23 protein-coding genes are annotated in these 20,169 nt (G+C 69.7%); 9 read left to right on the forward strand and 14 right to left on the reverse strand.

Going from position 1 to position 20,169, the window contains the following annotated elements; genetic code table 11:
- Positions 1-7: 7 nt before the first annotated feature.
- Entirely contained in the window at positions 8-193 is a 186-nt protein-coding gene (locus ACFC06_RS01695) for a hypothetical protein (RefSeq protein WP_375926610.1), read from the reverse strand.
- On the reverse strand, positions 193-417 hold the full coding sequence (locus ACFC06_RS01700) for a hypothetical protein (protein ID WP_278262000.1): 225 nt from the start codon (positions 415-417) through the stop codon (positions 193-195). Before ACFC06_RS01700 ends, ACFC06_RS01695 begins: the two co-directional genes overlap by 1 nt.
- 360 nt (positions 418-777) lie before the next feature.
- Here ACFC06_RS01700 and ACFC06_RS01705 point away from each other — a divergent pair, with 360 nt between their 5' ends.
- The gene (locus tag ACFC06_RS01705; protein WP_375926614.1) at positions 778-1,941 is read left to right on the forward strand and encodes a thiolase family protein; all 1,164 of its coding nucleotides are present in this window, start codon (positions 778-780) and stop codon (positions 1,939-1,941) included.
- A gap of 42 nt (positions 1,942-1,983) precedes the next feature.
- Here the strand turns inward: ACFC06_RS01705 and ACFC06_RS01710 are convergent, their stop codons facing one another.
- Entirely contained in the window at positions 1,984-2,376 is a 393-nt protein-coding gene (locus ACFC06_RS01710) for a PPOX class F420-dependent oxidoreductase (protein ID WP_375926617.1), read from the reverse strand.
- Between the two features lie 60 nt (positions 2,377-2,436).
- Here ACFC06_RS01710 and ACFC06_RS01715 point away from each other — a divergent pair, with 60 nt between their 5' ends.
- Together ACFC06_RS01715 and ACFC06_RS01720 are read left to right on the forward strand one after the other, a co-directional pair.
- Positions 2,437-2,949 (forward strand): hypothetical protein, encoded by a 513-nt coding sequence (locus ACFC06_RS01715; RefSeq protein ID WP_375926620.1) that lies wholly within the window; start codon positions 2,437-2,439, stop codon positions 2,947-2,949.
- Between the two features lie 26 nt (positions 2,950-2,975).
- Positions 2,976-3,530: a TetR family transcriptional regulator gene (locus ACFC06_RS01720; RefSeq protein ID WP_375926623.1), complete on the forward strand. Its 555-nt coding sequence runs from the start codon at positions 2,976-2,978 to the stop codon at positions 3,528-3,530.
- A gap of 52 nt (positions 3,531-3,582) precedes the next feature.
- Here ACFC06_RS01720 and ACFC06_RS01725 read toward each other — a convergent pair whose 3' ends face one another.
- On the reverse strand, positions 3,583-4,317 hold the full coding sequence (locus tag ACFC06_RS01725; protein WP_375926626.1) for an oxygenase MpaB family protein: 735 nt from the start codon (positions 4,315-4,317) through the stop codon (positions 3,583-3,585).
- On the reverse strand, positions 4,314-5,672 hold the full coding sequence (locus tag ACFC06_RS01730) for an AMP-binding protein (RefSeq protein WP_375926629.1): 1,359 nt from the start codon (positions 5,670-5,672) through the stop codon (positions 4,314-4,316). The genes ACFC06_RS01725 and ACFC06_RS01730 overlap by 4 nt, the downstream gene beginning before the upstream one ends.
- A gap of 260 nt (positions 5,673-5,932) precedes the next feature.
- Between ACFC06_RS01730 and ACFC06_RS01735 the strand changes: the two genes are divergently transcribed.
- The gene (locus ACFC06_RS01735; RefSeq protein WP_375926632.1) at positions 5,933-6,790 is read left to right on the forward strand and encodes an oxygenase MpaB family protein; all 858 of its coding nucleotides are present in this window, start codon (positions 5,933-5,935) and stop codon (positions 6,788-6,790) included.
- A gap of 165 nt (positions 6,791-6,955) precedes the next feature.
- Positions 6,956-7,948 (forward strand): oxygenase MpaB family protein, encoded by a 993-nt coding sequence (locus ACFC06_RS01740; RefSeq protein WP_375926635.1) that lies wholly within the window; start codon positions 6,956-6,958, stop codon positions 7,946-7,948.
- A gap of 60 nt (positions 7,949-8,008) precedes the next feature.
- Here ACFC06_RS01740 and ACFC06_RS01745 read toward each other — a convergent pair whose 3' ends face one another.
- The 4 genes from ACFC06_RS01745 to ACFC06_RS01760 all read right to left on the reverse strand — a co-directional run bounded on the left by ACFC06_RS01745 (position 8,009) and on the right by ACFC06_RS01760 (position 11,998).
- Positions 8,009-8,314: a hypothetical protein gene (locus ACFC06_RS01745; protein WP_375926638.1), complete on the reverse strand. Its 306-nt coding sequence runs from the start codon at positions 8,312-8,314 to the stop codon at positions 8,009-8,011.
- Positions 8,315-8,328: 14 nt separating this feature from the next.
- Positions 8,329-9,570, reverse strand: coding sequence for an oxygenase MpaB family protein (locus ACFC06_RS01750; protein ID WP_375926641.1), 1,242 nt, complete (start codon positions 9,568-9,570; stop codon positions 8,329-8,331).
- 348 nt (positions 9,571-9,918) lie between these two features.
- Positions 9,919-11,061: a hypothetical protein gene (locus tag ACFC06_RS01755; protein WP_375926644.1), complete on the reverse strand. Its 1,143-nt coding sequence runs from the start codon at positions 11,059-11,061 to the stop codon at positions 9,919-9,921.
- Positions 11,062-11,071: 10 nt separating this feature from the next.
- Positions 11,072-11,998: a metal-dependent hydrolase gene (locus ACFC06_RS01760; RefSeq protein WP_375926647.1), complete on the reverse strand. Its 927-nt coding sequence runs from the start codon at positions 11,996-11,998 to the stop codon at positions 11,072-11,074.
- 131 nt (positions 11,999-12,129) lie between these two features.
- Here ACFC06_RS01760 and ACFC06_RS01765 point away from each other — a divergent pair, with 131 nt between their 5' ends.
- The gene (locus ACFC06_RS01765) at positions 12,130-12,747 is read left to right on the forward strand and encodes a TetR/AcrR family transcriptional regulator (protein WP_375926650.1); all 618 of its coding nucleotides are present in this window, start codon (positions 12,130-12,132) and stop codon (positions 12,745-12,747) included.
- A 22-nt stretch (positions 12,748-12,769) separates the two neighbouring features.
- Here ACFC06_RS01765 and ACFC06_RS01770 read toward each other — a convergent pair whose 3' ends face one another.
- Positions 12,770-13,549, reverse strand: coding sequence for a crotonase/enoyl-CoA hydratase family protein (locus ACFC06_RS01770; RefSeq protein WP_375926653.1), 780 nt, complete (start codon positions 13,547-13,549; stop codon positions 12,770-12,772).
- A gap of 245 nt (positions 13,550-13,794) precedes the next feature.
- Between ACFC06_RS01770 and ACFC06_RS01775 the strand changes: the two genes are divergently transcribed.
- Positions 13,795-14,214, forward strand: coding sequence for a YciI family protein (locus tag ACFC06_RS01775; RefSeq protein ID WP_375926656.1), 420 nt, complete (start codon positions 13,795-13,797; stop codon positions 14,212-14,214).
- Between the two features lie 3 nt (positions 14,215-14,217).
- The gene (locus ACFC06_RS01780) at positions 14,218-15,504 is read left to right on the forward strand and encodes an RNA polymerase sigma factor (protein ID WP_375926659.1); all 1,287 of its coding nucleotides are present in this window, start codon (positions 14,218-14,220) and stop codon (positions 15,502-15,504) included.
- Positions 15,505-15,521: 17 nt separating this feature from the next.
- Here the strand turns inward: ACFC06_RS01780 and ACFC06_RS01785 are convergent, their stop codons facing one another.
- The gene (locus tag ACFC06_RS01785) at positions 15,522-16,319 is read right to left on the reverse strand and encodes an LLM class flavin-dependent oxidoreductase (RefSeq protein ID WP_375926662.1); all 798 of its coding nucleotides are present in this window, start codon (positions 16,317-16,319) and stop codon (positions 15,522-15,524) included.
- 103 nt (positions 16,320-16,422) lie between these two features.
- Here ACFC06_RS01785 and ACFC06_RS01790 point away from each other — a divergent pair, with 103 nt between their 5' ends.
- Positions 16,423-17,787, forward strand: a complete 1,365-nt coding sequence (locus ACFC06_RS01790) for an MFS transporter (RefSeq protein ID WP_375926665.1) — start codon at positions 16,423-16,425, stop codon at positions 17,785-17,787.
- On the opposite strand, the gene ACFC06_RS01795 is transcribed toward ACFC06_RS01790, so the two are convergent.
- The 3 genes from ACFC06_RS01795 to ACFC06_RS01805 all read right to left on the reverse strand — a co-directional run bounded on the left by ACFC06_RS01795 (position 17,788) and on the right by ACFC06_RS01805 (position 20,141).
- Positions 17,788-18,264: a nucleoside deaminase gene (locus ACFC06_RS01795; RefSeq protein WP_375926668.1), complete on the reverse strand. Its 477-nt coding sequence runs from the start codon at positions 18,262-18,264 to the stop codon at positions 17,788-17,790.
- 84 nt (positions 18,265-18,348) lie between these two features.
- Complete coding sequence (locus tag ACFC06_RS01800) at positions 18,349-19,164, reverse strand: class I SAM-dependent methyltransferase (RefSeq protein WP_375926671.1); 816 nt, start codon at positions 19,162-19,164, stop codon at positions 18,349-18,351.
- Positions 19,165-19,247: 83 nt separating this feature from the next.
- Complete coding sequence (locus tag ACFC06_RS01805; RefSeq protein ID WP_375926674.1) at positions 19,248-20,141, reverse strand: LysR family transcriptional regulator; 894 nt, start codon at positions 20,139-20,141, stop codon at positions 19,248-19,250.
- Positions 20,142-20,169 lie beyond the last annotated feature (28 nt).

Raw genomic sequence — 20,169 nt, forward strand, 5'->3', positions numbered from 1 at the left:
GATTGGGCTAGAGCGTGCTCAGCCAGTGGTGGAGCAGGGCGACGAGGCCGGCGAGGGCCGCCAGGCCGAGGACGAGCACGCACAGCACGGCCAGCCACATGCCGAAGCGCAGCACCGGATTCACCCGCGTGCGCCCGCCGAGGATCTTGACGATGATCACCACGAGATCGATGACCCAGACCAGCGCCATCATCAGGTCATCGTCACGTTCGCGAAGAGCAGCACCGGCCAGCACACGATCGAGCCGAGGAACGAGACGACCAGATCGACGCCGTGCAGATCGCCGAGATGGCTCGTGTGGGTGAGTGACCAGACGACCCCGACGAGGCCGTAGGGGATGCCGATGATGATGAGCGTGCCGAGGAACTCGGACACCTTCATCTCGTAGCTGAGAAACCTGTCCAGCCGTCGCAACATGGCGGTACCGGTGTTCCTTCCTGCGGGGACCGTTCGTGGCGAGGCGGCGGTGGCCGACATCGTCGTCGACGGTCAGGTGATGTTGCCGAGCATTCTTGGGGAAGGGTGCTTGACGTCCGTCGATCCTCCCCGTGATCCCCGGACTGCTACGTGCTGCCTGCGGCGATCTGCCGGGCGCACTCGGGCTAAGTTACTCTAAATTCTCGCCGATGTGACGAGAATTACGGGTAACATAGCGCATGGATCTCCGATTGCCTACAGGTCGCGGGAAGAAAACCCGGGCTGGTTGTCGACGGCGAGAATCATGAGTAACTTAATTCCGGCGTCGCCGACGGTCGGCGACGGTGCAGGAGGAACGCAATGTCCGCAGTGATCGTCGATGTGGTTCGCACCCCTTCGGGCCGGGGCAAGCCCGGCGGCGGGCTCTCGTCCGTGCATCCGGCCACGCTGCTGGCCGGCGTGCTGGCCGAGCTGGTGGCGCGCACCGGCATCGACCCGGCCCTGGTCGACGACGTGATCGGCGGGTGCGTCACCCAGAGCGGCGAACAGGCCAACAACATCTCCCGCACGGCCGTACTGGCCGCCGGATTCCCCGAGTCGGTTCCCGCCACCACCGTCGACCGGCAGTGTGGGTCCAGCCAGCAGGCCGTGCATTTCGCCGCGCAGGGAGTGCTCGCCGGTGCCTACGATGTGGCGATCGCCTGCGGTGTCGAGTCGATGAGCCGCGCGCCGATGTTCTCCAACACCCAGGGCAAGGACTCCCTGCGCGCGCCGCTGGCCGCCCGCTACCCCGACGGCCTGATCGGGCAGGGCATCGCCGCGGAGATCCTGGCCGCGCGCTGGAAACTGGACCGCGCCACCCTCGACGAGTTCGCCGCCCGCTCGCACCGCCTGGCCGCCGCGACCGCCGCGGCGGGCGGCTTCGACGCCGAACTGGTCGGTGCCGGAGAACTCACCGCCGACGAGACCATCCGCACCGGCACCACGGTCGAGGGACTGGCGGGCCTGCGCCCGGCGTTCACCGATCCCGCCGCGCTGGAACGCTTTCCGGAGATCGGCTGGTCGGTGACCGCGGGCAACTCCTCACCGCTCACCGACGGCGCCTCGGCCGCGCTGATCATGAGCGAGGCGATGGCCTCGAAGCTGGGCCTCACCCCGCGCGCCCGCTTCCATTCCTTCGCCGTCACCGGCGACGACCCGACGCTCATGCTGACCGCGGTGATCCCCGCGACCCGCAAGGCCCTCGATCGCGTCTCGCTGACCGTCGACGACATCGACACCTTCGAGGTGAACGAGGCGTTCGCCCCGGTCCCGCTGGTCTGGCAGCACGAGCTGGGCGCCGACCCGGAGCGGGTGAACCCGCGCGGCGGCGCCATCGCCCTCGGGCACCCGCTGGGCGCCTCGGGCACCCGCCTGCTGGCCACCATGGTCAATCACCTCGAGCAGACCGGCGGGCGCTACGGCCTGCAGACCATGTGTGAGGCAGGCGGACTGGCCAACGCCACCATCATCGAACGGCTGTGAGACCCGGCCGGTGGAAGTCGCCGCACCGGACTTCCGCCGGCCCTACTCGTCCAGCCGGATCCGGATGCCCGCCATGCGCTCGGGACCACCACGCAGCCTGCTGCCCCACAGTCCGACCCGCGCGACCAGCCCGTACTTGCGTGTCATCAGCGCGGGGAAGTGCGCGCTCGCGTCCGGTGTCAGCACCTCGGCGAATCCGGGTATCGCGGCGCAGAGCGGCTTTCCGCGCCAGTCGCAGGGGGCGACCGTCACCCGGCCGCCATTGCGGATCCGCTTCACCTTGCCGGTGTCCGCCGCGCTCCACACCGCCAGTGTCCGGCCGTCGCGCATCACCCAGGCCGGGGTGGGGACCGCGGTGCCATCCCGGCGAAAGGTGGTGAGCAGCAGATATTTTCCGGCCGCCAACTGACTCAGCGCCGTGTCGATGCGTTCCATGGCATGATACTAACCAGTTAGTTAATTCTGTCGTGCGTACGAGGCCGTGGAGGGAATCCGTTGGGGCGATTCGTCTGGACCCTGCTCGCCGGCTTCGCCCTGGGCACCCCCGCCGTTCCCGTCGGCCTCTCGCTGTCGCTGCCCGGGCCGGTCACCCTGGTCGCGGTGCTGGTGGGGGCGGCGTGCTGCGTCGTCTTCGCGGTGTTCGCCATGGAACGCGTCCGGTTGCGGTGGCAGTCCTGGCGTGCCCGCCGGAATTCGGCTGCGGCACCAGTGGTTTTCGCGAAAGGTGGGGACGGTCCACCCGCCGTCGGTGTGGCGACCGGCGATGATGCCCGCCTCTCCGGCGGGGCGGGGCGGCGGGCCCGGCGGGTTCTCGACCGGTACGGCGTGGTGGGCTTCGGTATCGCGGGACCCGCCCTGTTCGGCACCTGGGGCTCGGCCCTGCTCGGTGCCGCGCTGGGCATCCCGCGCTGGCGGCTGATCCGCTGGCTGACGGCCGGGATCGCGCTGTGGTGCACGGTGCTGCTGTTCGCGTCGAACGCGGCCTTCGCCGTCTTCGGAATCGGCTGACACCGGGCCGGAATTACGATTGCCCCATGTCCCGCGCCGACGCCACCAAGGCCCGCATCCTCCAGGCCGCCACCGACGAGTTCGCCGCGTACGGCATCGCCGGGGCCCGGGTGGACCGGATCGCCAAGGCGGCCTCGGCCAACAAGAACCTCATCTACGTCTATTTCTGCGGCAAGGAACAACTCTTCGACGCCGTCCTCGACGCCCACGTCACCCACGGCCTGGACTCGGTCCCCTTCACCCCCGACGACCTGCCCGGATACGCGGGACGGATCTTCGACTACTGCACGGAGCACCCCGAGGTCATCCGCCTGGCCACCTGGCACCGCCTGGAGCGTGCCGACCTGGACCTGACCGGCGGCGCGTCACCGGCGCGCGAGGCCAAGCTGGAAGCGCTCGCCGCGGTGCAGAAGAAGAACGGGCTCGGCGCGGACTTCTCACCCGAGGAATTGCTGACCTTCGTCCTGGGCATCGCGCTGGCATGGAACCCGAGCAATGTGGCGGGCCTGCCCGCCACCGTCGGCACGGGTGCCGAGGACCGCCGCCGCGCGGTCGTCGAAGCCGTGCGTCACCTGCTGTGAGCACACGCGACTGGATTCGCCCTGTCTGCTCGGATGTTTCCGGCTGCCTGGGTCAGCGTGCCTGAGCGACGACCCGGAGACGGCGCGGTGCCGCCGTGAAGCCCGCGCGGGTGGCCAGCGCGACGACGCGGAGAGCCGCCGCGTCGCCGGATCGGGGTGCCAGGTCGTAGAGTTCGGCGGCTCGCTCGTGTTGCATGGCCCGGACCGCGCCGGCCGGGAGACGCCGGACGATCCAGGCGTCGGGGCGCAGCACCTGGGTGGCGAGTTCCGTTGCGGCAGGTGTCATCCGGAGATTCGTGGCACACGCGTCGGCGAAGTAGGCGACGAATTCCGGCCAGGTCTCCGGCAGTCCGCGGTCGCTGATTCCGTAGCTGCGGTACCAGCGGCAGCACTGGTCGTAGAGCTGCGCGCGGGTCTCGCCGGTGAGCGGTGGCCCGAAGACCTCGGCCGCGGTCATGAGCGTGTCCACGTAGGTCGCGTGCTGGAACAGGAAGGTCCCGGGATGCAGGGCGTGGTAGCGGTGGCCGCGGTCGTCGTGGCCCTTGATGTGCTCGTGCGCGAAGCGGATCGCGGCGGCGGTGTCGTGCGAGGCGCAGGCCAGATAGATCATCTGCGATACCGCCCGCTTCTTGTGCTCCCACAGCCGCGTCGGCGAATGCTCGACGAGGGCGGACGCGATGGCGGGGTGCAGGACCTGCAGGCCGACCGCGCGCGGCAGCATGAGCAGGAACCGGCGATCACCCAGGTGACGGCGCAGCAGTTCGCCCGCGGCGGGTGGCGGTGTCACGATCGGTGGCCGTCCGCGAGCCTGCCGTGGACGAACAGGCGGCCATCGTCGTCGAAATGCCCGAGATCCCCGCTGGACTGCATGCCGTCGACGACCTCGGCCCCGGACCCGTCGGTGTACCCGGTGAAACTCAGGCCGCTGGCCACGAAGACGGTGCCCACCACGTGCGGTGTGGTGATCCGGCGGCGGTGCTCGTCGTAGAGCGCGACCCGGCAGCCCACCGGTGGACGGCCGACGGTGCCGGGCGCCTCGCGCAGATCCCGCGGGGTCGCGACCGCGGCGACGGCCACCTCGGTCGAGGCGTAGAGGTTGTAGAGCACCTCGCCGAACAGCAGGGCGGTACGCCTGCTCAGTTCCGGCGACAGCACCGAACCCGCCGAGAAGATCACCGACAGCGCGGCGGTGTCGTAGCGGGCCAGCTCCTGCGCGCCCAGGTCCACGATCCGCTGCAGCATGGCGGGCACCAGCACCAGGGCGCTCGCGCGGTGCCGGGCGACCGCGTCCAGGGTGCGATGCGGATCGAACCGGTCCGGTAGCACGACCATCGTGTTGCCCAGGGCCCAGCCCAGGATGAGCTGCGAGAGCCCGGTGCCGTGGAACAGCGGCGCGGCCAGCACGATGGTGCTCGCCTTCGGCAGCGGGATCCGGTCGAGGAACTGGGCCGATTGCAGCGGCGAGACCTTCCCGCGCGGAGCGCCTTTCGGTGTTCCGGTGGTGCCGCTGGTGAGCACGACGATGCCGCCCGGGTCCTCGGGTGGGGGCAGCGGCAGCGCCGAGCGCCAGGCCGCGATGCCGTGAACGGTGGGCAGCCCCCGCCGGTTGGTGTCGCCCGCCCGGGTGAGCACGATCGGCAGGCCGGGCCGGAGATCGTCGAAGCGATCGGCGAATTCCGCGTCCACCAGCAGTATGCCGACCCGCTCGCGCGCCAGCACGCTCGTCAGCGGTGGCCCGGACATGGCGGTGTCGAGCAGGACGATGCGCGCGCCGAGCTTGCCCGCGGCCAGCAGCGACAGGACGAAGCCGCGGTGATCGCGGCACTGTGCCGCGATCACCGTCCCCGGCGTGACGCCCTGGGCGGCAAGGCCGTTGGCGAGCCGGTTGGAGGCCTGGTCGAGCTGCTCGAAGGTGATCGGCCCGCGGTCGTCGATCAGGGCGGTGGCCGTGCTCGCGCCACGGGTCGCGTGGGCCAGGGTCGTGACGACCGGGCCCAGCGTGGTGGCGTCGCGCGCGGTGCGGACCAGCTCGATCGGACGCCGTAACTCGAGGGCGCCGCGCCGGTGCAGGACCAGGGTGGCCGACAGGGCATCGGCGACAGCGCGGACGACGGCGGTCGGCGCGGCGGGGACGATCGACACGGATACCTCCGAGAGGGAGCAGCGGGGGAGGGCGCGGTCGGAGCAGTGCGCCGACGCCTCGCCGCCGAGCATAGCCGGAGTGAGAATCATTGGTAACTTATTGCGGAGTAGTCCGAGGTGGTTGATGTCTGCTCGGGCGATGTCTTGCGTGAAGTAGCGGAATATTCGGTAACTTGTGCCGGGTCGATCGTTGTCTCACCTCGGGCGCGATGAGAGTATGGGTGAATGAATCTCTCATCACCTCAGCGTGGAGGTCGGTCGTGACCCGTTCGGAGCAGGCGGCCGAGCCGCAGGACATGGCCGCCGATCTGGCGCGCCGGCGCCGCTATCTCACCGGATTCGGGGCCGCGCTCGGCGGCCCGGCCAATGTGATCATGCAGCTGAGCCTGCCGCCGGTGGGCCGGGGCGTGGTGGAGAGCGTGGTCGAATCCGGCAGCTTCACCGCCCATCCGGTCAAGCGCGGCCGCACCACGCTCACCTATCTCGCCGTCGCGATGGTCGGGACCGACGAGGACCGCGCCGCCTACCGGGCCGCGGTCGGCACCGCGCACCGTCAGGTGCGCTCCGGGCCGCGGAGTCCGGTGCGCTACAACGCCTTCGACCCGCGGCTGCAGCTGTGGGTGGCCGCGTGCCTGTACCGGGGCACCCTCGACTCGCTGACCTGGCTCTACGGTGGTCTCGACGACACCTTCGCCGAAGAGCTGTATCGCGACGCGGCCCGTTTCGGGACCACCTTGCAGATGCCCGCCGAGCTGTGGCCCGCCGACCGCGCGGCCTTCGCCCAGTACTGGGATTCGATGCAGGACAGTCTGTCCTTCGACGAGGAGGTGCGGGCCTATCTGCTCGAACAGGTCGTCGGCCTCGGGCCGTATCGCAGGCACACCCGGTTCGTGTTCCGGCGCGCGAATCGGTTCTTCACCACCGGATTCCTGCCCCAGTGGTTCCGCGACGAGCTGGGCCTGGAATGGAGCCCGCGCAGGCAGCGGGTCTTCGAAGGGTTGCTGCGCACGGCGGGCCGTCTGCTCGCGGTGCTGCCCGCCTCGGTGCGCATGCAGCCCTTCGACTTCTACCTCCGCGATATGCGCAAGCGCCGCGGCAGGGGAGCACGGCTCATCTGAGGGCGACATCTGTGAACTGACACCAACATAGGATCGTCGGCTTCTGTCGAATCTCCCTGTCAATCGCGAGAATGGGCGGTAACATAATGGGGTCGATGAGTACTTGGCGTCGATCCGCGTTCGCGAGATCCGGGGGGCGCGGACCCCTGAAGGGAAAGGATGACGATGACCACGGCAACGAAGCCCGGCGACCCCGAGTACAGCGACCCGTCCAGTGCGGGCTACGTCGAGGAGGGTCCTGCGCCACAGTGGCGATTCGCGCAGGACCCCGCGGCGCGGCCCGCGGGCACGGAACTGACTCTCGATCGCGTGCGCATCCACATCCCCGACATCTACCGCTCCCCGCGCAAGAAGCCCGCGCATCTGGCCGAGGCGCTGGACTTCTGGATGTTCGCCGGCGCGGCGGCGAATGTGGCGATGCAGTTCGCGCACCAGGGTGTGGCCGCCGGGGTGATGGAGAGCCAGGTCGAGTCCGGCGCGCTGATGGTGCATCCGTGGAAACGGCTGCGCACCACCGCGGCCTACCTCGCCACGGCGGTGCTCGGCACCGACGAGGACAAGAAGGCCATGCGCGAGGCCGTCAATGTCGCGCACCGCCAGGTGCGTTCGCGCCCGGGGTCGAAAGTGAAGTACAACGCCTTCGACCGCCACCTGCAGATGTATGTGGCCGCCGCCATCTACATCGGCTTCGAGGACACCCACCAGCTGCTGCACGGCAAGATGACCGACGACGAGCTGGAGGCCTTCTACCAGGGCGCCGACACCTTCGGCACCACCCTGCAGGTCCACCCGGACATGTGGCCCAAGACCCGTGCCGACTTCGACGCCTACTGGCTCGAGGCGTGCAAGGGCGTGGTGTGCGACGACGAATTCCGTGCCTACATCGACGATCTCGTGCACCTGCGGATGATCCACTGGTCGCTGCGGATCCTGTTCGGCAGTCTGCTCGAGTTCCTCACCGCGGGCTTCCTGCCGCCGCATTTCCGCGACGAGATGGGTATCGAGTGGGGCGAGTCGGATCAGCGCCGCTTCGAGCACCTGTTCCTGTTCGTCGGCTTCGTCAACCGCTTCATCCCGAAGTTCATCCGGTTCGCGGGCACGCACGCCATGATGCGCGATGTGCGCCGCCGCATCCGGAAGCAGAAGGCGCTCATCTGATCCGTAGCCGAAAAGGGGTGGTACCGCGATTGCGGTACCACCCCTTTCGTCGTGGGACGGTCAGTAACGGGTCGGGCTACAGGGGTTGGCCGAGCCCGCCCCGGTGACCAGGTCGCAGATGCCACCGGTGAGCATCTGGACCGGGGTGATGGCCAGCAGCACGAGCAACCCGATGACGTCACCGCGCTGCGCCAGCTCCCCGGCCGAACGCGCGGCGGCCGAGCCGGAATCGGCTGCCGCGGAACCGGTTCCGGCCTCGGCGACGAGACCCGGCCGGACCGCGTCGGTGGGTGCCGCGGCGGCGGGTGCGCTCGCGAGCAGGGTCGCGGCCGTGAGCGCCGTGGCGAGGGTGATCGAAGTACGCATGATGGGTGTCCTTGTCAGCGGTGGGGCTGGGTCATGTCGCGGTTCATGGTCGGGATCTCGATGCTGATCGGCATGCGCAGTTCGGCCAGATAGATCAGCGCGGCCTTGCGCAGGAACTCGTCGAGCAGCCAGTACGGATCGCCGATCGGCGGGACGGCCGTGAGCAGTCCCTCCCGGACGGCGATGAACGGGCCCCAGCTCAGCCGCAGCAGCGGGTCCCAGACGGGTTCGCGGGGGATGGCGAGGCCGTCGGCGATGGTGTCGCCGAGCAGGAACCGGGTGAACGCGCCGAGGACGGGCTTGCTCAGCAGGGCGAAGTCGATGTTCGCGCCGAGGCCCAGCAGCCGGTCGGCGAGCTTCACGCCCTCCGGGGTGACGGCGATGATCGGGTCGAGGACCTGCGCGGCCTGCGCGTCGGCGGCGGGCCAGGAACGGGGGATGTACTCGTCGCGGACGCCGAGCAAGTGCGCGGCGACCTGCCAGGAGTGCAGGAAGCCCGCGGACTCGTCGGCCGGGATGGGCACGTTCCACGCGGTCAGGTGCTTCATGACGGTGGTCGGCAGGCTGTGCCAGGTGACCATGATGTCGTTCTGGCTGATCGGCACGTCTTCCTGGGCGGAGTTCACCCAGTGCGGTGACTGGGGCAGCAGGTGCCGCACCGCCGCGTGCACGAGCCGGGTCTTCACACAGGTGACGATCATCTCCCCGTCGGCGGCATAGGCATTCGCATTGCCGATGTCGTATCCGAGCTTGGCCGTCTTGGTGATACGGTCCTTGAGATCGTGTCCGCCCTTGGAATAGTAGACCGCGCGGGCCTCCTTCGGGATGACGGTGCTCATCATGCCGCTGGCGAATCCGTAGAGCACGCCCAGATACAGGCCGCGCTTCTTGTTGAACCGGATGGCGGCGTCGAGCTGGGCGGGGTCGGTCCACTGCGGCAGCCGCCGGGCGTACTCCATGAAATCGCGCAGGTCCGAGGGCAGTCCGGCGGGCAGCGGCTGGCCGTTGGTCTTCCAGGTGCGCAACAGTTCGTTGATCGAGGGGACCTCGCCCCGGTCGATGAGGCCGGCCACCAGGGCGTCGGCCTCGGGGTCCCACACCGTCATCGGATCGGCGCCCGTCCCGGTGCCGGCGACCGAGCCGTCCGGCGACCAGGTCCACGGCTGCGCGCGGGCGGGTCCGGTGGCGGCGAAGGCGCCTGCCGCGCCCAGGATTCCGCCGATTTTCATTGCGTTGCGCCTGTTGATCGCGTCCATGACGCCACTCCTCGTCGAGTACGGTGTCCGGCCGGGCGGGAAGGCTGCGACCTTCTCCGTCAACCTGAGAATGGTGAGTAACTTAACACCGGGGGTGGTCGGTCGGCCGCGGTTCCGGCATTCGGTGGAGAACTCGCACGTCAGGACCGATCAATGCCCACTGACAGGAGATCTTCGAGGACGTGCGAACCGCAAGGCGGTGGAGCACTTCGGGGCATTCTGACACTCAGAGCTGAAATGAACAGTAACTTAATAGCTGGTCACCCGGCCCCTGGTGACACACGACAGCGCCGGCGCGGGAAAGTTCCTGCGCCGGCGCTGCTGTGTCGTGTGTCGGGTGGGTGAGGTCTATCCGGGGACGGCGGCCACTTCCGTCGCCGGTGCGCTCGGCGCGGTCCGCGGCACCGTCAGCGTCGCGAGGACCGTCAGCCCGGCGACCACGAAACAGGCCAGGGTGTACCAGAGATTGCCGATGGGATCGCCGTGCGTGGTCACGCCGTCGACGGCACCGAGATACGCGGGCAGCGAAGCGATCCAGAGCACCGCGAACACGAGCAGATACACCGCGCTGTAGCGCTGCGCGAACCGGTTGACGTAGGCCACCGGCGCCGCGCCCGCGCGCAACTGCCGCCACCGGCGGACCAGCGCCACGACCGCGACCACCGACAACGCCAGCAGTTCCAGCGCGTAGACCACACCGCGCACGGTGTCACCGGCCAGCCCGATCACCGTCGCGGGCAGCGGCAGCAGGAAGGTGCCCACCGAGGCCAGCAGGCCGATGACCAGTGTGCGCCAGACCAGTTCGCCGCCGCCGAAATGCCTGCCCGCGTCGACGTGACGGCCGACGAAGTACTGCACGCAGAAGGCCAGCGACATCGGCCACAGCGCCGCGAAGACCACCACCGAGCCCATCGGCACGGAGTCGAACATGGGCTGGTTGACGGGATTGTCCAGCGACCACTCCCACCACCGCAACTGCGGACCGAGGTGGTCGAAGATCTCGTAGAATGCGTGGTGCACGAATCCGACACAGGCGGCACCGACGAGCGTGCCGTACTGCCGGAACACACCCAGCATGCGGACCAGGCCGAAGGCCATCGTGGCCATCAGCGGATAGATCGCCACGATGTAGAGGGGCAGGCGGCCCCAGAGGAAGTCGACGGTGAACACGTTGTGCGCGAACATCGTGTCGACGTGGTCCTCGATGCCGAACGCGGCCGGGAAGTACAGCGGCGGTTCGATGACGAACAGATACGCCGTCGCGCCGAACCACAGCACCAGATCGGTGGGGTCGCCCTGGCGGCGCAGCCGCGCGATCGCGAACCACAGGGCCAGCACGGCCCCGACGACGATGGTGAGTTCCAGCACCGGCAGCGTCCAGTTCTCCAGCGCGAACGGGCTGCGGAATTCGACGAGACCGCCCGCCTCCTCGCAGGAGAAACCGAGTCGGGTGGCGAGTTCGGCGAAGGTGGGGGAGCAGTGCTCGGCCATGGCGCGCTCCTCAGGAGTTCACGGAATCGGCGGTGTACCACCGGGTCACGTCGTAGCCCTCGTCGTAGCGGCGGAACCACTCGTCGGCCAGAGCGGGCAGGTTCTCGTGCGCCGGATTGTGATGCGGCATCTGGCTGCGGATGATGCCGCCCAGTGCGACGAGCTGTTCGCCCAGACCCAGGTCGTCGAAGGCGCGGGGCATGGTGCCGTTGTCGGCGGGTCGCAGGCCGGGCAGCCAGCGGCGCAGGGTCTGGCCGCGGCGGTAGTTGGCGAACATCGACAGCGCGTCGACCTGCCGGTCTTCCAGGGGCACATGCTCGTTGAAGCCTTCGCACGCCACCCGGATGACCTGCAAGACGTGCCGGAAGATGGAGGGCGCCACCCGCATCCGGTACAGCTCGCTGTCGACCACGGAGTTGAAGATGATCAGTGCCGAGCTGCGGTGCTCGACCTCCTCGACGAAATGCCAGATGAACAGCGAGGCCACCCGGTCGTCGCCGGGGGCGAACAGGGTGGAGTCGTTGTCGAGCATGAGTTTGAAGACCGGGGTGAAGGTGGCCTCGAGATCGGCGGTGTAGGCCAGCCGGTACTTCACCGGCGTGCTCGCGGTGAGCTTGTCGAACTCGCCGATCACCGCGTCGAGGGTCTGCTGCAGGCCGGGGTAGCGGCGGATCAGCGCCTTGACGTGCTGGCGGTGGGCGGTCGAGTGCTGCCCCTCCTGCCGCATGAACGCGTCGGCCTCCTCGGCCACCTCGGGGTCGGTGATCTGCGGCTTCGCCTGGGTGATGAGCTGCACGATCATCTTCTCGAAGCCGATGGCCAGGAACGAGACCGCGTTGGCCATCGAGGAGAAGGCCGGGTTCTGTGGATTCCACAGGAACGGCACGTCGTGGTCGGAGAAGGCGAAGTCCATTTTGCGGACATGGAGATCGGTCACGGTGGTGTACCTCGTTGTCGGGCGCGCACGGTGCTGCTCGGATGGTGAGGCAATCATACGAATGGGCCACTGAGTGTATGATCACTTTGACGGAATTCGCCCTGACCTGGGGTTGTGCTAGCGTCCAGGCGGTGGCGCGTAGACGTGGATGGGGCGGGAGTCCGCCGGGGGACGACGAGGAAGCCGCGCGCCGGATCATCGGTGCCGCAGTGGAACTCATCGGCCGCACCGGCGCGGAGATCAGCATCGCCGACGTCGCCGAATCGCTCGGCGTCATCCGTCAGACGGTCTACCGGTATTTCCCGAGCGCCGACGCGCTGATGACGGCCGCGGCCATCGCCTCGGTCGACGGTTTCCTCGACCGCCTGGCCGCGCATGTGCGGGGCCTGCGCGATCCGGCCGAGGCGATGACCGAGGCGGTGGTCTACACGCTGACCGAGGTCCGCCGGACACCGCACCTGGGCATCCTGCTGTCGAGTTCGTATTCGGCCAGCGCCCACACCGACAGCCTGACCTCCGAGGAGGCGCAGGCGTTCGGCATGACCATGATCGGGCGTTTCGACGTCGACTGGGCGGGCGCCGGTTACGACGAGCCCGCGCTGCGCGAACTGGTGGAATACGCGCTGCGGACCATGCAGTCGTTCTTCCTCTCGCCGGGCGATCCGCCGCGTGGCGAGGACGAGCTGCGGCGCTACCTGCGCCGGTGGATGGGCACCGCGATCAGCGCCCAGGCCGGCGAACCCCGCTGAGTTCGCCGGCGGCGGGTGTGGTTCAGCGCGCCTGCCATTCGGGCTTGCGCTTCTGCATGAAGGCGAGGGTGCCCTCGCGGACGTCCTCGGTGCCCGCGACGGCGACGATCTCGCGGTTGCTCTGATCCCAGGAGGCGTCGTCGGCGAGCTTGCCGTCGACGATGCCCAGCGCCACCCGCTTGCTGGCCTGCACCGCCAGCGGCGCGTTGGCCGCGACCCGGCTCGCCAGCGCGAGCGCGGCGTCGAGGACCTGGTCGGCGGGGACCACGCGGTTGATCATGCCCAGTTCCAGCGCGCGGGCCGCGGTGATCGGCTCGCCGGTCAGGATCATCTCCATGGCGACCTTGCGCGGCAGCTGTTCGGGCAGCCGGAACGCGCCACCGGCGGCGGCGAACAGGCCGCGCGCCACCTCGGGCAGGCCGAACGTGGCCGTCTCGGCGGCGACGGCGAGATCGCTGGCCAGCACGAGTTCGGTGCCACCACCGAGGGCGAAACCATTGACCGCGGCGATGGTCGGCTTGCTGATCGGATGACGGACATAGCCCGCCAGATTCCACTCCTCATGGCCCGGCGCCAGGATCGATTCGCCACGCCCGATCGCCTTGAGATCGGCACCGGCGCAGAAGGATCGGTCACCGGCGCCGGTGATGATCACCGCGCGCACCGCCGGGTCGGCCTCGGCCTGTTCGAGCGCGGCGCCCACCCCGGCGCTGACCTCGGCGTCGACGGAGTTCATGGCCTGCGGCCGGTTGATGACGATGACGAGCACATGCTCGCGCTGCTCGACCAGAACTGCGCTCACGAAACGACTCCTTTGTCCGTACGGGCGGCCCGCCGGGGGACGGGCGTCTTCGACATCTACCACGCGCTCCGCGCGGACAGGCCGTTCGTCCCGGTCAGCGGGCTCGTCCCGCCGTGGCGTCGTAGGCTGCCGGGACGTCGCGAAAAAAGATTCGGCCGGGTGTCGATCCGTGCGGGTGCCCGTTCGACCTAGGGATGAACACCGGGCCCGGCACGCGGGTCCGCACCGATCCGAGGGAGACCATCATGAAGTACATGCTGATCATGCGCGCGACCGACGAGGCCTGGGCCGCCATGGCGAACGTCGATTTCGACGAGATCCTGGAGACCATGGGCAAGTTCAACGACGAGCTCATCAACGCCGGGGTGCTCGTCGCCGCCGAGGGGCTCGCCGACGCGGCCGAGGGCGTGGTCGTGGACTACTCCTCGGAGACGCCCGTGGTGACCGACGGACCCTACGGCGAGACCAAGGAACTGTTCGGCGGGTACTACATCCTCAATGTGGCCTCCCAGGAGGAGGCGGTCGAGTGGGCCAAGCGCATGCCCTATGCCGGACCCGGCACCAAGACCGAGATCCGCCGGGTGAGCAGCATCGACGAGTTCCCGCAGGACAATGTCTGGATCCAGAAGGAACGCGCCTGGCGCGAGGCCACCGGCCAGCTCTGAGCGATGAGCGAGCGCACCGGCCGCGAGGCCGTCGCCGCGGTGTGGCGGATCGACTCGGCCCGCATCGTCGGCGCGCTGGCCCGCTACACCGGTGATTTCGCGCTGGCCGAGGATCTCGCCCAGGAGGCGCTGGCCGAGGCCCTGGTGACCTGGCCGCGCACCGGTGTGCCCCGGCACCCGGCCGGATGGTTGCTCACCGTCGGGCGGCGGCGCGCGATCGACGCGTTCCGCCGCCGCGCCGCGCTCGACGAGCGCTACGCCGCCCTCGCCGGTGCCCTCGGCGAGGGCGGCGTGCTGACCGGGGGCGAGCCCGCCGATCCGGCGCGGGCGGCGGCGGAGGTGCTGTGGGACCCGGACCAGATCGACGACGATGTGCTCGCGCTGATCTTCGTCTCCTGTCATCCGGTGCTGTCGCGGGAGGCGCGGCTGGCCCTCACCCTGCGCGTCGTCGGTGGTCTGACCAGCGACGAGATCGCGCGGGCGTGCCTGGTGCCCACGGCGACCGTGCAGGCCAGGATCACCCGGGCCAAGAAGACGCTCGGCGCGGCCCGGGTGCCCTTCGCGGTACCGCCCGCGGCCGAGCGGGGCGCGCGGCTGGGGTCGGTGCTCGGGGTGATCTACCTGATCTTCACCGAGGGCTCCTCGGCCAGCAGCGGCGGCGACCTCATCCGGGTGGATCTTGCGGGGGAGGCGCTGCGGCTGGCGCGGGTGCTCTCGCGGCTGATGCCCGCCGAGGCGGAGGTCTACGGGCTGCTGGCCCTGCTGGAACTGACCGCCGCGCGGTTCCCGGCCCGCACCGGCCCCGACGGTGAGCCGGTGCTGCTCGAGCAGCAGAACCGGCGGCGCTGGGACCGCTCGGCCATCCGGCGCGGCCGGGCCGCCCTGGTCAAGGCGGGGGACGTGGGCCGTGGGCTCGGTGCCTACGGGCTGCAGGCCGCCATCGCCGAATGCCACGCCGTCGCGCCCTCGGTCGCGGAGACCGACTGGGACCGGGTGGTGGTGCTCTACGAGGCGCTGGGCAGGCTGGCGCCCTCGCCGGTCGTCGAGCTGAACCGCGCGGTGGCGGTGTCGATGGCCAGCGGCCCGGCCGCGGCACTGCCCCTGGTGGACGCGCTGGTCGCCGGTGGCGCGCTGGCCAACTCGCACCTGCTGCCGAGCGTGCGCGGCGAACTGCTCACCCGGCTCGGGCGGGTCGAGGAGGCCAGGAGCGAACTGGCCGCGGCCGTGCGGCTGTGCGGCAACGACCGGGAATGCTCGGTCCTGCGCGGCAAACTCGCAGCCCTGGACTGACTCGTGGCCCGGACTGATCAGGCGGGACCGCGACGCACCCGGTCGAGTGCCTCGGCGCGCGAGCAGATCTTGGGCAGCGCGACGAGCCACCAGGTGGCACCCGCGCTCTCGTAGGCATCGCGCTGCTCGTCGGTGGCCGCCGCGATCGCCACCTCGAATCCGGTGAGGTCACCGCGGTGTTCGGCGACGATCCCGAGCATGTCGACCAGCTCGCCCGGCGTGGCCTCCGGGCACAGGCCGTCGTAGCGGGCCGCGCGTCGCAGCGGGGCCTGCCGGACCGATTGGGCGCCCACCCAGATCGGGATCCGCGGACGCTGCACCGGGCGGGGCAGGAACTGCACGCCGTCGATCCGGTAGGCGGGTCCGTCGTGCTCGACGACCTCGCCCGACCACAGCGCGGTGAGCACCTCGAGCGCCTCGTCGAGCCGATGGGCGCGCTCACCGGGGGCGATGATCTCGCCCAGGCGGGTGAACTCGCCGGTCTCGTCGGAACCCAGGCCGACCCCCAGCACCAAGCGGCCCGCGCCGAGCAGATCCAGGGCGACGGTCTCGCGGGCCACATCCTGGGGGCGCCGCCGCGACAGCGGGGTCACCCGCGGGCCGAACACCAGCCGGGTGGTCGCCGCGGCGATGGCGGCCATCCCGATCCAGGCGTCGCCGACGGGCAGACCGGGGTCGTTCGGCCTGGCCACGTGGTCCCAGACGAAGGCGCCGTCGAATCCGGCGGCCTCGGCCTCGGCCGCGATCTCGGCCAGCACCCGAGGGTCGGCGAGCTCCCCGAACGGCGGTAGATACACCCCGTGTCGCAGCACCATTTCCGCAGTGTAGAGCTATTCCACAGCGATCTTCGCGCAGTCGTCACGTTTGTCCGGGATGTCGTCCGGGTAGTCCGAATAGGCGACGACGAGAGGTATGTGCATGTCACAGGAATCGAAATCGGTGCTGCACCGCGCAATCGGTGCATCGGCGATCGGAAATGCGGTCGAATGGTTCGACTACGGTGTCTACGCCTATCTGGCCACCTATATCGCCACCGCACTGTTTCCCGGCGACGGCGAGTCGGGAATGGTGTTCACCCTTCTCGGTTTCGCCCTCTCGTTCCTGATCAGGCCGATCGGCGGCATGATCTGGGGCCCGCTCGGTGACCGGATCGGCCGCAAGCGGGTGCTCGCGACCACGATCATCCTGATGGCAGGCTCCACGCTTTGTGTCGGCCTGATCCCGAGTTTCGACATGATCGGCATCGCCGCGCCGATTCTGCTCTACGCACTGCGGATGATCCAGGGATTGTCGGCCGGTGGTGAATACGGTGGCGCCGCGACATTCATGGCCGAATACGCGCCCGACCGCAAACGCGGTTTCTACGGCAGTTTCCTCGAGGTCGGCACGCTCGCCGGTTTCACCCTCGGCAACCTGGTGGCACTGCTGCTGGTGAACCTGCTCGACGACGCGTCCATGCATTCGTGGGGCTGGCGCATCCCGTTCCTGATCGCCGCGCCGCTGGGCCTGATCGGCATGTACCTGCGCAGCCGGGTGGAGGACACCCCGGTCTTCCGCGAGGTCGAGAGCAAGGACGAGACCGAGGAGACCGTCGGCGTCTACCGCGACCTGCTCACCCGGTACCTGCGTCCGGTGCTGACCCTGTTCGGCCTGGTCATCGCCCTGAACGTGGTCAACTACTCGCTGCTGAGCTACACCCCGACCTACCTCGGCTCCGCGCTGGGGATGGAACAGTCCGACGCGCTGCTGGTGCCGCTGATCGGCCAGGCCGTCATGCTGTTCACCCTGCCGTTCCTGGGCGCGCTGTCGGACCGGATCGGGCGCAGGCCCATGTGGATGTTCTCCTGCGCGGCCATGATGATCGCGGTGATCCCGGTCTACAAACTGATCGGTACCTCGCTGACCGGCGCGATCGTCGGTTTCGCGATCCTGGGCCTGCTCTACGCGCCGCAGCTGGCGACGATCTCGGCGACCTTCCCCGCGATGTTCCCGACCATCGTGCGCTTCGCGGGTGTGGCGATCGGCTACAACGTGGCGACCTCGATGTTCGGTGGCACCGCCCCGGTCATCAACGAGGCGCTGATCAGCGCGACCGGCGATCACCTGATCCCCGCGTACTACATGTTCGGTGCCTGCCTCATCGGCCTGATCGCGGCGTTCTTCCTGATCGAGACCAAGGGTGTCTCGCTGCGCGGCACCCAGGTGCCCGGTACGCCGGAGGCCATCGAGGAACAGAAGGAACTGGGCGATCTGCCCGAGCCCGAACTGACCCCGGTGAAGTAGTCAGAGCCGCGCGGCGGCACGGAAGACGGTCAGCGCGTCCTCACCCAGGTGCGGACCGCTGACCTCCACCGGCACCGTCGCGGTGGCCACCAGCTCGGCACAGGTGATCGTGAACGCGGGCCCACCCGGCAGAATCCGCCCGAACTCGGCGGCCGCCGCGCCGAACACGATCCGCCCGACCCCCGCCCACACCATCGCCGCCGCGCACATCGGGCACGGCTCCCCGCTGGCGTAGACGGTGGCACCCCGCAGCCCCTCGGCCTTGCCCGCCGCCGTCGCCACCGTGATCGCGACCAGCTCGGCGTGCGTGGTCACATCCCCGGTGGTGTTGACCGCGTTGACCCCCTCCGACAGCACCTTCCCGTCCACATCCACGGCCACCGCCCCGAACGGCCGGTCCCCGAGCGCCAGAGCCTGCCCCGCGAGCTCGACAGCCCGCCGCAGATGAATGCCGTCGATCTCGGTGAGTGCGGTCATCGCCAGAGCCCACTTCCGTTCCGATGCCGTCGACCCCGGGTGCCGCCGGACTTGGTGAGTGCGGTCGGCGCCGAGTCTACGACCTCACGATGAGGGCGAGTCGCCCTTGCGGGCCCACACCCGAATCGTGGGCGGGGCGTACAACCATCCCTGTTCGTCCGCCAGCTCCGCGTGCGCGGTGGTGATCGTCTCCGGCGCGACACCGAGGCCGACCAGTGTGTCCTGTGCCTGCGTCCAGGTGAGGTCCCACATCCGTGCCATCGGCGAACCTCCGCGAAAGATCGGGATGTCGGCTTCGGCGTGGATGTCGACGAGCCCGAGCGACGCCAAGCGCGCAGGCAGGTTCCTGGCCCACGACTGGCTGGCACCGGCTTGCTCGGTCGAACGCGCGAACGCGCGCCAGACCGCGCCGAACGCACCGGGCATCACGTCGAGCACACCGAGCCCGTCGCCTTCTTCCAGCAGGAGAACGCCGCCGGGTGCCAGCGCGCGGACCAATCGCTCCAGCACGTCCTCGCGCTCGGCGATGTGCAGAAGCACGAACCGGGTATGGACGAAATCGAAGGCGCGTTCGGGAATGTCGCCGGAGACGAGATCGAGCTCGGCGACTTCGCCACCGAGACCGGGCAGATCGGCGAGGTGGCGCGGGTCGGCATCCACCGCGAGGACACGGCCGCCCGGCAATGCGGCACCGCACAGCCAGCGCGCGAACGACCCGCCACCGGCACCGGCTTCCAGACACCGCCATCCCGCGCGCACGCCCAGCCGTCGAGCGAGCGCGATGCTTGCCGGGTCGTAGGCCGCACCGAGCAGGGCCAGGCGTTCGTCCGCGAGCTCCCACGTGTTCGGCAGCGTGTAGTACGAGTCGCCCGACGAGGAGATCGATGGAGACCAGCTCATCCCTCAGACGCTAGGCCCGGAAACCCTGCGCCCGCATGGCTACTCGCGTCCGGTGATCGAAGCCACACCGGTGTCGGCCGTTGTCAGGTCGTGGTCGGGTGGGCTCGTGCCGCGGTGTGGAGGGCGCGGCGGGCGGCGTGGATGGCGGGGTGGGTGGCGGTGCCGTTGCGGTAGGCGAGGTGGGTGCGGCGGCGGGTGGTCAAGGGGGTGAGGGTGACGTCGAGGGGGTGGGTGGGTAGGGCCATGCCGGGGACGATGGCGGTGCCTGCGCCTGCGGCGACGAGGGCCAGGACGGTGTCGAAGTTGTCGGCGTGGTGGCGGATGTGGGGGGTGAACCCGGCGGCCTGGCAGACGCGCAGGGTCATGGTGTGGCAGAGGGTGCCCGCGGTGCCCGCGATCCAGGGGGCCGTGCGCTGGGCGAGCAGGGGGTCGGGGGCGGACACGGGGTGGGGGGTGGCCAGGTGGACGGTGTCGGTGTGCAGGGGTTCGGTCTGGAGGGCGGGGCCGGGGTCGGCGGGGACCAGGTCGTAGTCGTGGGTGAGGGCGATGTCGAGGGTGCCCGCGCGCAGGGCGTCGGGAGCGTCGGCGGGGTCGATCTCGGTGACGGTGAGTTCGAGGTGGGGGTGTTCGGTGCTCAGCGCGACCAGGGCGGGGGAGAGCAGGCCGCGGGCTGCGGTGGGGAAGGCGCCGATGCGCAGGGTGCCCACGAGATCGTCTCGGGCGCAGGCCAATTCGGCGTCGGCGTGTTCGAGCGCGGCCAGGATGGTCTCGGTGTGGCCGACCAGCAGGTGCGCCGCGGGGGTGAGGGCGACCCGGCGGCCGGTGCGTTCGAGCAGCGGGACGCCCGCCTCGCGTTCGAGGGCGGTGAGCTGCTGGGAGACCGCCGAGGGGGTGTAGCTGAGCGCGTCGGCGACGGCGGCGATGGTGCCGCGGTGGGCGAGTTCGCGCAGCAGGCGCAGCTTGCGGACATCGAGCATCAGTTCAGCTTAGGTGTTTCGTCAAGAA

The sequence above is a fragment of the Nocardia sp. NPDC056064 genome, assembly GCF_042266925.1.
Classification (GTDB): domain Bacteria; phylum Actinomycetota; class Actinomycetes; order Mycobacteriales; family Mycobacteriaceae; genus Nocardia.

Coding starts and splice junctions, on each gene's coding strand:
- ACFC06_RS01755 (WP_375926644.1), bottom strand. CDS start 11,061: ATGGCCGAGCACTGCTCCCCCACCTTCGCCGAACTCGCCACCCGACTC.
- ACFC06_RS01710 (WP_375926617.1), bottom strand. CDS start 2,376: ATGGAACGCATCGACACGGCGCTGAGTCAGTTGGCGGCCGGAAAATAT.
- ACFC06_RS01720 (WP_375926623.1), top strand. CDS start 2,976: ATGTCCCGCGCCGACGCCACCAAGGCCCGCATCCTCCAGGCCGCCACC.
- ACFC06_RS01780 (WP_375926659.1), top strand. CDS start 14,218: ATGAGCGAGCGCACCGGCCGCGAGGCCGTCGCCGCGGTGTGGCGGATC.
- ACFC06_RS01790 (WP_375926665.1), top strand. CDS start 16,423: ATGTCACAGGAATCGAAATCGGTGCTGCACCGCGCAATCGGTGCATCG.
- ACFC06_RS01750 (WP_375926641.1), bottom strand. CDS start 9,570: ATGGACGCGATCAACAGGCGCAACGCAATGAAAATCGGCGGAATCCTG.
- ACFC06_RS01695 (WP_375926610.1), bottom strand. CDS start 193: ATGATGGCGCTGGTCTGGGTCATCGATCTCGTGGTGATCATCGTCAAG.
- ACFC06_RS01805 (WP_375926674.1), bottom strand. CDS start 20,141: ATGCTCGATGTCCGCAAGCTGCGCCTGCTGCGCGAACTCGCCCACCGC.
- ACFC06_RS01800 (WP_375926671.1), bottom strand. CDS start 19,164: ATGAGCTGGTCTCCATCGATCTCCTCGTCGGGCGACTCGTACTACACG.
- ACFC06_RS01785 (WP_375926662.1), bottom strand. CDS start 16,319: ATGGTGCTGCGACACGGGGTGTATCTACCGCCGTTCGGGGAGCTCGCC.
- ACFC06_RS01740 (WP_375926635.1), top strand. CDS start 6,956: ATGACCACGGCAACGAAGCCCGGCGACCCCGAGTACAGCGACCCGTCC.
- ACFC06_RS01700 (WP_278262000.1), bottom strand. CDS start 417: ATGTTGCGACGGCTGGACAGGTTTCTCAGCTACGAGATGAAGGTGTCC.
- ACFC06_RS01795 (WP_375926668.1), bottom strand. CDS start 18,264: ATGACCGCACTCACCGAGATCGACGGCATTCATCTGCGGCGGGCTGTC.
- ACFC06_RS01745 (WP_375926638.1), bottom strand. CDS start 8,314: ATGCGTACTTCGATCACCCTCGCCACGGCGCTCACGGCCGCGACCCTG.
- ACFC06_RS01705 (WP_375926614.1), top strand. CDS start 778: ATGTCCGCAGTGATCGTCGATGTGGTTCGCACCCCTTCGGGCCGGGGC.
- ACFC06_RS01775 (WP_375926656.1), top strand. CDS start 13,795: ATGAAGTACATGCTGATCATGCGCGCGACCGACGAGGCCTGGGCCGCC.